This window comes from Wolbachia endosymbiont (group A) of Machimus atricapillus, from assembly GCF_964027095.1.
Classification (GTDB): Bacteria; Pseudomonadota; Alphaproteobacteria; order Rickettsiales; family Anaplasmataceae; genus Wolbachia.
This window is the reverse complement of the sequence record NZ_OZ034727.1, coordinates 951170-965718: the sequence shown is the minus strand read 5'-3', so window position 1 is coordinate 965718 and position 14549 is coordinate 951170. Positions and strand designations below refer to the sequence as shown.

Annotated in this window: 11 protein-coding genes; 7 read left to right on the top strand and 4 right to left on the bottom strand. The window is 37.1% G+C overall.

The window, feature by feature from the left end; genetic code table 11:
• Window positions 1-6: 6 nt before the first annotated feature.
• On the top strand, window positions 7-1347 hold the full coding sequence (locus AAGD68_RS04700) for a M16 family metallopeptidase (RefSeq protein WP_253309575.1): 1341 nt from the start codon (window positions 7-9) through the stop codon (window positions 1345-1347).
• Entirely contained in the window at window positions 1334-2644 is a 1311-nt protein-coding gene (locus AAGD68_RS04695) for a M16 family metallopeptidase (RefSeq protein ID WP_265016709.1), read from the top strand. The genes AAGD68_RS04700 and AAGD68_RS04695 overlap by 14 nt, the downstream gene beginning before the upstream one ends.
• 2 nt (window positions 2645-2646) lie before the next feature.
• On the opposite strand, the gene purN is transcribed toward AAGD68_RS04695, so the two are convergent.
• Window positions 2647-3213, bottom strand: a complete 567-nt coding sequence (purN, locus tag AAGD68_RS04690; protein ID WP_187297655.1) for a phosphoribosylglycinamide formyltransferase — start codon at window positions 3211-3213, stop codon at window positions 2647-2649.
• A gap of 1308 nt (window positions 3214-4521) precedes the next feature.
• On the opposite strand from purN, the gene AAGD68_RS04685 reads away from it, so the two are divergent.
• Both AAGD68_RS04685 and AAGD68_RS04680 read left to right on the top strand, forming a co-directional pair.
• Window positions 4522-6315, top strand: a complete 1794-nt coding sequence (locus AAGD68_RS04685) for a reverse transcriptase/maturase family protein (RefSeq protein ID WP_253309139.1) — start codon at window positions 4522-4524, stop codon at window positions 6313-6315.
• 283 nt (window positions 6316-6598) lie between these two features.
• Entirely contained in the window at window positions 6599-7384 is a 786-nt protein-coding gene (locus AAGD68_RS04680) for an enoyl-ACP reductase (RefSeq protein ID WP_253309140.1), read from the top strand.
• On the opposite strand, the gene secD is transcribed toward AAGD68_RS04680, so the two are convergent.
• Window positions 7381-8898, bottom strand: a complete 1518-nt coding sequence (secD, locus tag AAGD68_RS04675) for a protein translocase subunit SecD (protein ID WP_265016790.1) — start codon at window positions 8896-8898, stop codon at window positions 7381-7383. The genes AAGD68_RS04680 and secD overlap by 4 nt on opposite strands.
• Window positions 8899-10006: 1108 nt before the next feature.
• Here secD and AAGD68_RS04670 point away from each other — a divergent pair.
• Genes AAGD68_RS04670 through murB form a run of 3 tightly spaced genes read left to right on the top strand, consistent with a single transcriptional unit; the run spans window position 10007 to window position 12015 of the window.
• Entirely contained in the window at window positions 10007-10219 is a 213-nt protein-coding gene (locus AAGD68_RS04670) for a hypothetical protein (protein ID WP_253309142.1), read from the top strand.
• A 39-nt stretch (window positions 10220-10258) separates the two neighbouring features.
• Window positions 10259-11137, top strand: coding sequence for a hydroxymethylbilane synthase (gene hemC / locus AAGD68_RS04665; protein WP_341814150.1), 879 nt, complete (start codon window positions 10259-10261; stop codon window positions 11135-11137).
• Complete coding sequence (gene murB / locus AAGD68_RS04660) at window positions 11128-12015, top strand: UDP-N-acetylmuramate dehydrogenase (RefSeq protein WP_253309144.1); 888 nt, start codon at window positions 11128-11130, stop codon at window positions 12013-12015. Before hemC ends, murB begins: the two co-directional genes overlap by 10 nt.
• 738 nt (window positions 12016-12753) lie before the next feature.
• Here murB and AAGD68_RS04655 read toward each other — a convergent pair.
• Window positions 12754-13512, bottom strand: coding sequence for a cell division protein FtsQ/DivIB (locus tag AAGD68_RS04655; RefSeq protein ID WP_253309145.1), 759 nt, complete (start codon window positions 13510-13512; stop codon window positions 12754-12756).
• Complete coding sequence (locus AAGD68_RS04650; protein ID WP_253309944.1) at window positions 13493-14512, bottom strand: D-alanine--D-alanine ligase; 1020 nt, start codon at window positions 14510-14512, stop codon at window positions 13493-13495. The genes AAGD68_RS04655 and AAGD68_RS04650 overlap by 20 nt, the downstream gene beginning before the upstream one ends.
• Window positions 14513-14549 lie beyond the last annotated feature (37 nt).

The window sequence follows — 14549 nt, the reverse complement described above, 5'->3', positions numbered from 1 at the left end:
GAAATAATGCTTCATAAGTTTTTTAGTTTTCTTATACTACCTGCACTCTTTTTTACTTACCCAATTTCTTTGAAGGCTTTAAGCATAGAGCACGACATAAAACATGCTAAACTCAGTAACGGACTAGATGTCTATGTTGTTCCTAATCATCGGATTCCAGCCGTTTTACATGCAGTAATATACAAAGTTGGGGGAATGGATGATCCAATTGGCAAAGCAGGATTGGCTCACTACTTTGAACATTTAATGTTTGAAACTACAGGGAAGTTCACAGATATAGAAGCCACTATGAGTAGCATTGGGGCCCAGTTTAATGCGTTTACTACTAAGGAATATACCTGTTACTACGAATTAGCCCTTAAAAATGACTTACCACTGGCAATGGAAGTTGAAGCAGACAGAATGGGCAATTTTAATGTTACTCAAGATAAAATAGAAAGAGAAAAAAACATTGTACTGGAAGAGAGGAAGATGAGATTTGATAATCATCCTAACAACTTATTACGGGAAGAAATGAATAGTGCATTTTACCGTAATGGCTATGGTAGATCTGTTATTGGCTGGGAGAGCGATATTAAAACTTACAATCAGGATGACATAGTGAGGTTTCATAATAACTATTATCACCCCGGCAATGCAATATTATTGATTGTTGGTGATGTGGAATTTGATGAAGTTGTGAAGCTAGCAGAAGAAAAATATGGTGACATTAAGTCTAAGGCAGTAATTAGGCATTATCCAAATCAGGATCCAGTGCATAATGCAGGCTTATCGGTGATTTTAGAGAGCACTGAAGTAAAAGAACCAGTTTTATATTTTCGTTATCGTGTTCCCTTATTTGATCACATAAATGAAGCCTCTGCTGCTCATTTAGCGGTTGACATTTTAGGTGGCGGCAAATCCAGCAAACTGTATAAAGATTTGGTTCTAGATAAAGATGTGGCAGTATCAGTATCTGCTTATTACAATAGTTTAACTTTTAGTGATGGCTATATTGATATTCAGGTCATTCCAAAAAGTGGGGTTAATTTAGGCACTGTTGAAAGAGAATTAGAAAATTCTATTAATAATTTTATGTCCACAGGAATAACAAGCGAGGAATTGCAAAACTCGAAGTATAGGTACAAGGCAGCACAGTTTGACAATTTATCCAGTTTAAATAGTATAGCATTTTTTTATGGCTCACACTTAGCGCTTGGTATTCCACTTGATGAAATAGATATTTCATATAGCAAGATTAATGATGTCAATCTAGAGGATGTAAATAATAAAATCTGTGCTATTTTTTCTGCTAATAAGTTAATTGGTCGTTTGTTGCCAAAAGGAGATGATAATGAGAATAAGTAAATTTGTACTCCTATTTTTTTTCTGTCTAGGCTTTAATTTACAAGCAAGTGGTAACCTAAATATAGAGGAGGTCACTACCCGTAAAGGATTTAAGTTTCTATTTGTTGAAAACCACGATTTACCAAAAATTTCACTTAATATATCATTCAAAGATGCAGGTTATGCATATGAAAATGTAGAAAAACAAGGACTTACCTGGTTTACTTCTCTTATAATTCAAGAAGGGGCAGGAAAAAATGATGCCAAAGATTTTGCAAAAAGGCTAGAAGATAAAGGGATTAGTTTAAATTTTATTGCTGGTTTAGAAGCATTTAGAGTTTCATTAGATGCTTTATCAGAAAATCTTGAAGAAGGTATTTCATTATTGAGCGACGCTATAATGCGTCCTAAAGTTGACCCTGAAGGGTTGAATAGAGTTTTCGAGAAAGCCAAAGTTGATTTTAATAATCTTGAAAAAAATCCTTTTTTTGTTGCTGGAAAAGAATTGAATACGTTATTGTTTAAAAAACATCCTTACTCAAAAAGTGAATATGGAACTCTTGACACTGTAATGAGCATTACTAGAGATGATGTTTTAACATACATAAAGCGTAATTTTGCTAAAGATAACATAGTTATCAGTGTTGCTGGTTGTGCAAAAAAAGAAGAAATTATTACATTATTAGATAAATATTTATCTAAATTGCCGTCAAAAAGATCAAAAGTTAGAAAAATACCTGTGAAAAATGATTTTGGTCCTGCAGAGAATAAAAACATTTTTATGGATATACCACAGAGTGTAATATTTTTTGCTCAAAAAGGCATAGCTTATGAAGATCCAGACTACTATAATGCTCAAGTCTTGATTAATGCGCTTGGCAGCATGGGGCTGAATTCAATATTAATGAAAGAACTGAGGCAAAACTTAGGCATTACTTATGGTGTTTATGCGAGTATTATTCTCAATAAACATGGGAACATTATGATTGGAAGTCTTAGTACTGATAGTTCTACTGCCAGTCAATCAATATCAGCGGTAAAAGATACATTTAGCAGGATAAAAAAGGAAGGAATTGATGAGCAGTTGTTTCGGGATACAAAAATTAGTATGGTAAATTCCTATGTTTTCTCTATGTTTAATAATAACAACATAGTTGCAAAACTAAATAATATTCAGACAAACAACCGCGATATTAACCATATAAATGATTTTGTGAGCTATATTAATGACGTTAAATTAGAGAAAGTAAACGAACTGGCAAGCTCTTTACTGGAACCCGAAAATTTATTTTTTGTTGAAGTTGGGAGAAACACTTAAGGTCAATAATTAATATTTTCTGCTATTGATCTTACTGCTTCTACATAACACTTATGCTCCTCAGCTAGAATGCGTTCTGAGAGGCTTTGAATATCATCAGCTGGTAACACTGGCACAGCAACTTGAGCAATTATGGCTCCAGCATCAATTTCAGGAGTGACGTAATGTACAGTACAGCCTGCGATTTTTACTCCTGCTTTTAGAGCTTGCTCTTGAGCATTTAGGCCCTTAAAGGACGGAAGTAGAGAGGGATGAATATTTATCACCTTGTTATTCCATTTACTGAGAAAATTAGCTTGCAGGATTCTCATAAACCCTGCAAGGCAAATTAAATCAACCTTATGTTGAACAAATATTTCGTGAATTTTATCAGCATCAAGTGGTTTATCTCTAACAATAAACGCTGGCACTCCTGCTTGTTCTGCTATTTTTAGGCCAGCAGCTTCGCTATTATTTGTGATAGCGCACACAACTTCTGCAGGAAAATTACGATTTTGACATGCCTCTATCAAGGCCTGCATATTTGATCCCCTGCCTGAAATTAGTATCCCAAGTTTCACCTTTTTCATTTTGTGCAATTGATTTGGTGTAATAATTAATGTTAACAAAATAACTCAAAAAGTAAATCTATACCTAAAGTGACTTAGGTTTACCAACGATTTGAAAAACAACAAATTCGTCATTCCGCTACTTGTTAGCGGAATCTATCCTTGGCGATATGACGTAGGAAAACCTTTCTTGGGTTAGGTGTGCCGTAGAGACACAAAGAATGTTCAAGTAAGAGCAAACTAAGTGCAAAAGCTACGCAATAGATGAGGGTGGGCCCCTCGGAGCCGGTTTACAAGAGCAGGCTTCAAACAACTATAAGCTGCTTTGGCAAGGTAGTGAGCGTTATGGAAAAGGCACAATTATATGTCATGTAAGGAATGGAGAGATGAACGAAAGTGAACCACTGATGAAGTGTCGAAACCTTTTAAATGACGTCAAAACCAGGGGTCTAACTTAACCTGGGATAAATCTATCGGGAGCTTGTTTACCGGATAGGTGGCGTCCGGCATAGAGGTGGCGTGAATCTATTTTGGGCTATTGCGTGGAACTGCGGGAACCTGTCGTTTCGATGATAAGGGAGAAATCCAAGGAGCTAAACTCCAAGGGTGAGAGTACCGATGCGAAAAACAGGGGCGCGTAGTAGTGAAGAAGTCTCTGTAATGGAAATGGAGCGAAGGGATTTAGTTTTAATTGTTTTGTCAACCAGAAATGGGATGAGCAATTGATTAAAACAGAGTCCTTGATTATGCTATAATTAGTAGCAAGGGCCGAATAATGGGAGCTGTGTGAGTCGAGAGGGTGCGCCGTGGTACGCATTAAGAAATACTTAGCAGAGCTAAGCGGGGTTCAGAATAAATGGCCTCGAGGTGAACAACTAACTTTAACCCGAAAGGGAAGGAGGACAAGAGCATGTATGTAAAGCGAGAGTTATCTGAAGATGTGTAAGATAACGGCTTGCAACACCTGATCAATATGGTTAAAGCTAAACTGCTTGAATTCTAATCTTCAGGGGTGGGACTTCACATCCATGGGTATCGCATTTAAAACCCCATGTCTACGGTAAGCACAGATTAAACTTTCGTTTGTGTGACATTCTGGCTGTAGAACAATAAGTAGTGAACTTATTTAAGAGGATGAATGGAAAACCTAAGTTGATCTAGAACAGTTCTTAGTGACGGAACATGGGATGACCTAAGGAACGCGAGTTCTATGGTTACGGAGTCATCGTAGTAGTCGTGAAAGTAACGAATCACCGGGGAGCGTGGGAAAGCCACATACAGGGCAAAGGGTGACAGATAATTGAATGTTGAAATTGGGAGGTACGCAAGATGCGGAAAGCTGAAACAATACTTAACATTATACGTGAACGTGGACAAAGAAATTTGCCGGTTAAAAACGTATATCGCCTACTTTATCAGCGTGATCTTTACCTTCGAGCGTATGGCAAACTTTGTCGTAATAAAGGTGCTATGACAGAAGGTGTGACAACTGAAACAGTTGATGGTATGTCTTTGGAGAAAATCGATAAAATCATAGAGGATTTACGCTATGAGCGATATCGGTGGACACCAGTAAAACGTATCTATATTTTAAAGAAGAGTGGTAAACGCAGGCCGTTAGGATTGCCAACATGGTCAAATAAGTTACTTCAAGAAGTAATCCGATTAATATTGGAAGCCTACTATGAGCCTAAATTTAGTGAATGTTCACATGGATTTCGACCAAAGCGTGGATGCCACACTGCATTAAGAGCAGTAATGCAAAAAGGCAGAGGTACAAAATGGTTTATAGAGGGAGATCTCAGTGCATGTTATGACTCAATTGATCATACTATGTTGTTGAAAATACTGAGTGAAAGCTTCCAAGATAACCGTTTTATTCAGCTAATCAATCGACTGCTAAAAGCAGGATATATGGAAAATTGGAAGTACAATAAGAGTCATAGTGGGGTACCACAAGGTTCTATTATTGGTCCAATTTTGAGTAACATATTACTCGATCGGTTAGATAAACATGTGGAACATATACTAATACCAGCAAATAACCGAGGTAAGCGAAGAAAGACAAATCCAAAATATTTAAGGTTAACCATGCAAGTATCGATGATGAGAAAACAAGGGAACTGGGATCAAGCAAAACAACTGCGTCAATTAGTGCAGGGTATGCCATCTAAGGATTCTTGTGATCTAAATTATCGACGTCTTTGGTATGTTAGGTATGCTGATGATATTCTGGTAGGGTTTGCAGGACCAAAAAATGAAGCTGAACAAATTAAAAATGAGATTGCTAAATTCCTCAATGAGGAGCTCAAACTTATGCTTAATGAAGATAAAACGCTTATTACACACGCGTGTGATAGCAAAGCCAATTTTTTAGGTTATAAAATACACGTCTTGCATGCAGATGATAAACATGATCATCGGACACAACGATGTATTAACGGTAGTATTGGGTTACGTGTACCACATCATATAAAGCAGAAAAAGTGTTCTGAATATATGCGTTGTGGAAAGCCTATACATTTACCTCAACGTACACTTGATACAGCTTACAGTATTGTTGCTCAGTATCAAACTGAATATCGAGGAATTGTACAATATTACAAAATGGCCTACAACCTTCACACACTAAGTTATTTGAAGTATGTGATGGAAGTATCATTAGTAAAGACTTTAGCATCTAAATACAAAACAACTTGCAGGAAAATTTATAGAAAATTTGGTGCAATGATTGAAAACGACGAAGGTGAAAAACGAAAAGTCATCCAAGTCAGAGTAGATCGTTTACCATCAAAGATACCATTAATTACACACTTTGGTGCTGTGTCACTAAAATGGAATAAATGGGTAAGTATAAGTGATAACCTTATACCAATATGGAATAAGCGTAGTGAAATAGAGCAAAGACTATTGGCACAAACTTGTGAATTATGTAAATCACAAGAGCAGATTGAAGTACATCACGTACGTAAACTTGCTGATTTGCTAGGTAAACGTAATACTGAGCTACCGAAATGGAAAAAGAGAATGATTGAACGACAGAGGAAGACTCTTGTTGTTTGTCATGAATGCCATAAGAAAATCCAATATGGAAAATATGATGGTGACTCCTTAAAACGTTAGATTATTGGAGAGCCACGTGATACGGAAACGATCATGCGTGGTTCGGAGAGGGGTTGTTGGAAAAGTACTTAACAAGTAACTCGCTGGCTGCCCACTCTACTTCATGCACAGTTCTGTGAGAGGCTGGCGGGGAAGGTCCGCTGGTCTACTCTCCCTATAGAAACTCTCATCGCTGCCTTTTTGTTAACAGTGGTATTAGACTTCAAGTTACTGCAAAAAATGTTTTAAAACATAATTGACTTTATCTAGTTAATACTCCAAATTATAAAAAACAGATAGTTCTATGATGACAAGTCTATTACAAGGCAAAAAGGGGTTAATAACTGGAATAACAAATAAGAGATCGATAGCATGCGGTATAGCAAAAGCTCTCTCAGAGCACGGGGCAGAACTTGCAATCACCTACCAGAATGAAATAATAAAAGAAAAACTATCACCAATAGCAGATGAATTAAATGTGGAGCTAATATTACACTGTGACGTTTCAAATGAAAAAATCATAGATAACGCTTTTGAAATAATAGAGAAAAAATGGGGTACTCTTGACTTTTTGGTGCATGCAATAGCATTCTCCGATAAAAATGAGTTAGATGGTAAATATGTCAATACTTCACTGAATAACTTCCTCAATGCAATGCATATATCGTGCTATTCTTTCACTGCTTTAGCGCAAAGAGCTGAAAAAATGATGTCAGGTGGTGGTAGTTTACTTACTTTATCTTATTATGGCGCTGAAAAAGTTATGCCAAATTATAACGTTATGGGTTTATGTAAAGCAGCACTTGAAGCAAGTGTAAAATATATAGCATGTGATCTCGGGCCACAAAATATCAGAGTAAATGCAATTTCCGCTGGTCCAATCAGAACTTTAGCATCTTCTGGAATAAGCGATTTTCACTTCATATCAGAATGGAATAGAAATAATTCTCCGCTTAGACGCAATGTTACAATAGAGGATGTTGGCAAGGCAGCGTTATACTTATTAAGCGACTTAAGTAGTGGCACTACTGGAGAAATTTTGCACGTCGATTCAGGATATAACGTTGTGGGAATGAAGGTGGTTGACTAACAAAGCACTAGTTCCTTCGGGTTCATACACAACTCTATCAGGAGTTTTGTGACTGTGATTGCAGAAAACATCGAACATAAAATTCCTATTGATAAAGTGACAGAAAAGCCTCTAATTGCTCCGCTGCCAATAATGAACATTATTCCTGCAGCAATGAGTGTTGTGATATTTGAATCCAGTATTGTCTTTATAGCGTTTTTAAACCCTTCTTCAATAGCACGTTCCACTCTCTTGCCAGATTTGATTTCCTCGCGAATTCGCTCAAATATTAAAACATTTGCATCCACCGCCATACCGACAGTGAGTGCAATACCTGCAATTCCAGGTAAAGTTAGAGTTGCTTCAAGCAGAGTGAGAATTGATAATATAAGAATTACATTAGAAAAAAGCGCAACAGAAGCTAATATACCTAATTTGCCGTAAGTGATAATTATAAATAAAGCCACGGCTATAATAGAGATTGTTGCTGCCATTTCCCCTGCCTTTATTGATTCTTCTCCAAGGCTTGGGCCAATGTTTTTTTCTTCAATTATTTTAAGTGGTGCTGGCAGTGCTCCAGATTTTAAAAGTATTGCAAGTTCGCTTGCTTGTTTTTCAGTGAAATTACCGCTAATTTCTCCCTCTCCATTTAAAATTGGCTCACGTATTGTAGGTACTGTTAAGACTGTGTTATCCAGAACAATTGCAAAAGGTTTTCCCACATTTTCTTTAGTGATTTTCGCGAATCTTTTACTCGCTATGCTGTCAAATTTAAAATGCACTGTTGGTTTACCTAAGTGACCAAATCTAACTGATGCGTTAACCAGCGAATCGCCACCTATTTCAGTTTTGCGGAATATTGGATAAGAATTACCTAAAGAATCCTTGAGCATGACAGTAGTTTCGTGATCTATATCCTGCACCTTGGCTATGTTAGTGTTTGCCAAATGAAAAGCTAGCTTAGCAGTTTTGCCAAGCAGAGATTTTATCTGCTCGGTGTCTTCTACTCCAGGCACCTGCACTAATATTTTATTCTGCCCTTGTTTTTGAACGCTGACTTCCTTTGTGCCAAGTTTGTCCAAACGGCGCTGGACATTGTTTATTGATTCTGCAGCTACTTCACTTATCAAAGAATTTTTATAATGGGGTTTATACGAAATGAGAATTGAAGAATCTTTTCTATTTAGCTCTAAATTTGGATTTATCGCATTAATCAACACAGATGCTTTTTTATAATCATCAATATTATTTAAAGTTACAATTACTTGTTCGCTATTTTGTACGTTAGATTCAATATTTTTTGTTAGCAATGTCTCTTTTATCTCACCTGCTAGCATGCCTAGCTTTTCCTTAAAATAGAAGTCTAAGTCTATGTTTAGAAGCAAAGATGCCCCTCCTTTCAGGTCAAGGCCTAAGTTTATTCTTTTTTTCGAAATAAAAAGCTTATTATCAAAGAAATTTGGCAGTGTTATGTATAAAGCAAATAAACAGATGCATAATACTGAAAAAGATTTGACTATAAGCCTGTTGTACATAAGTTGTAGGTTTAAAATTGCAGTGTAAGTTAAAAATAGATTTTTGTAAAATTCTCTATTGCCCAAATAACCTATCCAAGTAGCTATAGAAACAAAAAAACTTCCTTGACAAACTCCGCCAGCCCCCTTATCATGGTACTGAAGGTATTCAGTTATCTTCATCTGTGCAGATTAAACAGCAAGAAAACAACGTATTGGCGTCTTATTTTTAATTTTTTGCACTATGTGCACCTTATGTCTTCACAACATTTCTAGGTTTTTACCCACACAAGCTGAAACGCGCTTATAAGTCGTTTAAGACAGTATAGTACGCCAATTTGCAGGATTAGAGAGTGAACACTAATTACCACGGGGTTTCTTTTGCCTTTTTTTCTGCTTAGTAAATTTCTTAAACATTTTAGTTAAGGTTAGTTGCACTTAAAAGCAGCTAAATTGCAGTGTTTAAGACTTAAAAAACGCCAATACTGAAAGTAGACAATGACTAGGGCTTCTTTTGCCTTTTTTTTCGTTTGGTAAATTTCTTAAATATTTATGGCTAAACGACAACCGTCATCCCGCTGCTTGTTAGCGGGATCTAGAGATACCGCGAATGAATCGCGGTATGACGGTTCGCGGCGGCATGATGATAAGCTCGTCATCCCGCTACGTGTTAGCGGCTAAGAGATACCGCGGCGGTATGACGGTGTAGATAGTAATTCGTCATCCCGCTACGTGTTAGCGGGATCTCTTGTTAGCGGCTGAGATACCGCGAATGAATCGCGGTATGACGGTTCGCGGTGGCATGACGATAAGCCTCGTCATCCCGCTACGTGTTAGCGGCTAAGAGATACCGCAGCGGTATGACGGTGTAGATAGTAATTCGTCATCCCGCTACGTGTTAGCGGGATCTCTTGTTAGCGGCTGAGATACCGCGAATGAATCGCGGTATGACGGTTCGCGGTGGCATGACGATAAGCCTCGTCATCCCGCTACGTGTTAGCGGCTAAGAGATACCGCAGCGGTATGACGGTGTAGATAGTAATTCGTCATCCCGCTACGTGTTAGCGGGATCTCTTGTTAGCGGCTGAGATACCGCGAATGAATCGCGGTATGACGTAGGACTGCTGTCATGCAAGTACTAGAATCCAGTAAGCTTATTTATGCATATAAAAGGTTATTATTTTGTAAAGGCAAAGTTGCTTTTGGTTTTAAGTTAAAGTACAATAAATGCAAAGGCTCATATGATGAATTAAACTCGATCCAAGTAGTCAGCTACTCGGATGACATCAGAGAGATGGTAACCGAAGTTCATGCGATACACGCTACCAAAGTGTTTAAATAATTAATTAGGTTAAGGTTTGGTATTCAAACAGTCATACATATGCTAGTCAAAATAGGTACCAGAGGAAGCAAGCTTGCAGTTGCCCAGGCTTTGGAAGCAAAACAAAAGTTGCTGGACTCTTTTCCTAACTTATCTATTGAAATTGTTAAGATAAAAACTTCTGGAGATAAGTATGCAAACGCAAATCTTGCTGAAATAGGAGGTAAAGGATTATTCATTAAAGAAATTGAGGCTGAATTGCTCGAAAATAATATAGATATGGCAGTTCATTCGCTAAAGGATGTGCCTGCGTTTTTCTCAGGGGGTTTAACAATTCCTTGTGTTTTAGAAAGGCTAAGTCCATGCGATGCGTTTATTTCTCATAAACACAATAGCCTTGAGTCTTTGCCACAGCAGGCTACTATTGCCACTTCTTCAATAAGAAGAAAAGTTCAGTTGTTAAATGTTAGACCAGATCTAAATATAATATCGCTACGTGGAAATGTAACAACTAGATTGCAAAATCAAAGTTTTGATGGAATAATTCTAGCTGAAGCAGGACTCATAAGATTAGAAAAGAATCACTTAATTACAGAGGTATTGCCACCAAAAGTTATGTTAAGTGCAGTGGGACAGGGAGCGATTTGTATTCAATGTAGAAGGAATGATGTAAAAATTATCGATCTTGTAGAGAAAATTAATAATAATATGTCTTTTATAAGAGTGAAATCAGAGCGCAGTTTTATGAAGACAGTGAATGGTTCATGTTTTACACCACTTGCAGCTTTGGCTGAATATGTGAACGAAAATATGCTACAACTTTGTTGTATGTTAGCAAGTGGAAAAAATATATACTTCACTGAGCGCACTTCATTTATAGAAGATGCGGAGAAAATGGGTATGGATGCAGGACTAGAGTTGAAATCAAAATGCTTATAAGCTTACCTAAAGTACGTGGAATCTATCGTTATGACATCTTAATGTCTAAAGCGACGTGGTTAAACGTCGGTGGACGAGCTGATGTGTTATTTAAACCATGTGATATTGAAGATTTAACATACTTGATTAAAAATACTGAACTGCCAGTTAGCGTTATTGGTGCAACATCCAACATAATAGTACGAGATAGTGGCATTCGAGGAATAACAATAAAATTAGGTAAGGAGTTTGCATATATTAAAAGTAAGGGTAACAACTCCATTGTTGCAGGTGGTGCTGCGCTGCTCAGGAACCTTGCTTACTTTGCAGGAGAGCAACAAATTAGTGGACTCGAGTTTCTAGTTGGAATTCCAGGAACAGTTGGTGGCGGAATAGAAATGAATGCAGGTGCGTATGGTAGTGACATCGCAAGCGTTGTACAATCCATAAAAGCAGTGAACCTAGAGGATGGAAACCTATATGAGTTCTCCAGCAAAGAAATGGGATATTTTTATCGTGGACATAGCTTAAAAGGAAATTGGATTTTTGTTGAAGCTGAGTTTAAAGGAGTAAACTCAGAGCATGAGCTTATATTGCAAAGGTTAAAAGAAATTGTTGAGAAAAAAAATAAAAGCCAGCCAATAAGAGGAAAAACTGCTGGGTGCATATTCAAAAATCCAAAAAACTACCGAGCATGGGAGTTAATTGATAAATCTGGCTGCCTAGGGTTAAATATTGGTGGAGCTAGAATCTCTAAGAAACATTGTAACTTCTTGCTCAATTACGATAATGCAACTGCATCTGACTTGGAAAACCTTGGCAACAGAGTAAAAGATGCAGTGAAGGATAAATTTAATGTTGAACTTGAGTGGGAAATAAGGGTTTTGGGTGGCTATTAAACAGTTTTTATAGCTGCTGTATATTCTAATCTTTCCTAATGACTCAGCATGATCGTAACCTTTCACACTTAATTAAACAGACTAAATTCTGTAATTTTGGGATGTTGAAAAATTTACCTTACGTTGTTATTCCAGCGCATAACGCTGAAATCCAGATTTATAGAAACGAAAAAACTTGCTTGACAAGTTTCGCCGGCCCCCTTATTATGACAATGAAGGTATTCAGTTATCTTCATCTGTGCAGATTAAACAGCAAGAAAACAACGTAGTTGGCGTCTTATTTTTAATTTTTTGCACTATGTGCACCTTATGTCTTCACAACATTTCTAGGTTTTTACCTATATAAGCTGAAACGCGCTTATAAGTCGTTTAAGACAGTATAGTACGCCAATTTGCAGGATTAGGAAGTGAACACTAATTACCACGGGGTTTCTTTTGCCTTTTTTTCCATTTGGTAAGTTTCTTAATGTTTGTAGCTAAACGACAACCGTCATCCCGCTACGTGTTAGCAGGATCTCTTGTTAGCGGCTGAGATACCGCGAATGAATCGCGGTATGACGGTTAAGTATCCCGCTACGTGTTAGCGGCTAAGAGATACCGCGGCGGTATGATGGTTCGCGGCGGTATAGTAACTCGTCATCCCGCTACGTGTTAGCGGCTAAGAGATACCGCGGCGGTATGACGGTTCGCGGCAGCATGACGATAAGCTCGTCATCCCGCTACTTGGATGACAGCAGATCACCTCTTCACAAAAATTTTATCAGTAATACGCATATCAATAATACTCCAATCGCTGAAAGTAAAATCAGTTGTATTGTGCAAGTGGTTTAAATAGTCCCATGCACTAGAAGGGTTATCTTCAGGCAGTTTCACTGTGGAATCGTTATCAAGTATGATATTCCATCTTCTATTCCCTATATAAGCAAAAGAAGAAATGTGGTTACTTAATTGAGTTTTACTCTCTAACACATCTCTAACAAATTCTAGGTTTGATAACGAGTTTTGTCCTGTAATTACAACAAGATCATCTACTGGATAGTCATCTACGATCACTTTGCCTTCGAAATCAATTACCGAGGTTTTGTTATTATCTTTCCAGAGAGCAAACGGTTTATGCTCATCTATATTAATATGTAGGGTATTGGGCAAAATTCTGTGAACTCCTACGTATTTTATCCATCTGCTTACGGATTGTATGTTACCGGCAAGTTTTGAAAGTGATATATACAGGATAGGTTGCGTTCTATCTGTCAAACTTAGAATGTCCTTTTTGTTTGTAAATTTGTTGCCGCTCACGACTACTTCATCGATTGAAAATCCATTGCTGAGTAATAAACTGGATAGGCACTCATTACACCAAGTAAAGTAGTAATTAAATCGATTTATTATTTTATCAAGTGAACTATAAAGTACTAATGTAAAAAAAAGCGCAGTTATAATAACGAAAGCGCACTTGCGCAAAAAACTCCTTTGGCTTCTAGTAATACTGCTCAACATGACTTAAATCCCTAATATTTTTGTGCTGCAAACTATCTTCAATAATAATTTTAACTAATTCATTAAAATTGATTCCTTTTGCCAATTTTGCAATTTCTGGCACTAACGATAACTCAGTAAAGCCAGGATGTGTATTAATCTCAAGCATTTTTAAAGTGTTATTTTTGGGATTATAACGGAAATCTGAGCGGGAAATAGTTTTACAGCCTAAAAATTGATGAATTTTCAGTGCGTGTTCCAAGGTCATTTTATATATATTGTCAGGAATTTCAGCAGGAAATATATGTTCTGCAAATCCATCTGTATACTTTGCTTCATAATCATAGAATTTATTTTTTGGTCGTATTTCCATAGTGCCAATTGCTTCATCTAGCAATACAGCAGTATGTAACTCTATTCCTGGGACATATTCTTCTATGATCATCAAGTCTCTTGTCATAGAGGTAGCTGACACTGGTTCTTTTTTCTGGATTCCAGTGTCAGCTACTTGAATGACATCAAGTATGATAGCGTCATTTTTAAATTTTAAATGGTCTTCATATGAGGAAACAATATGCACTCCGATGCTAGAACCTTCGTTAATTGGTTTTAAGACGTACGGATAATCGATTTTAATATTATTTTTTAGTAGATCTTCTTGGCTAATTACATAACCTTTTGGAGTGTCGATACTAAGGGATCGAAATATATGCTTTGACATCACTTTATTCATAGCAACAGCAGAAGCCATAACTCCTGAGTGTGTATATTTTATACCTAAGATTTCCAATAAACCTTGAATGCAACCATCTTCACCATAAGGTCCATGCAGAGCAATAAAAGTAAGGCCCGGATTAATCTTTTTAAGCTTTTCAACAATGTTGCTGTCAACATCTATTTCTATTGCATTATATGAAAGGCTATCAAGTGCCTTCTTTACGGCTTTTCCGCTCATAAGCGACACTTCTCTCTCGCAAGAAAATCCACCACTTAAAATTGCTATAGTTGGAATCATGGGCATTCTATGTTTTGCTATATAGCATATAGAAGATACTTTT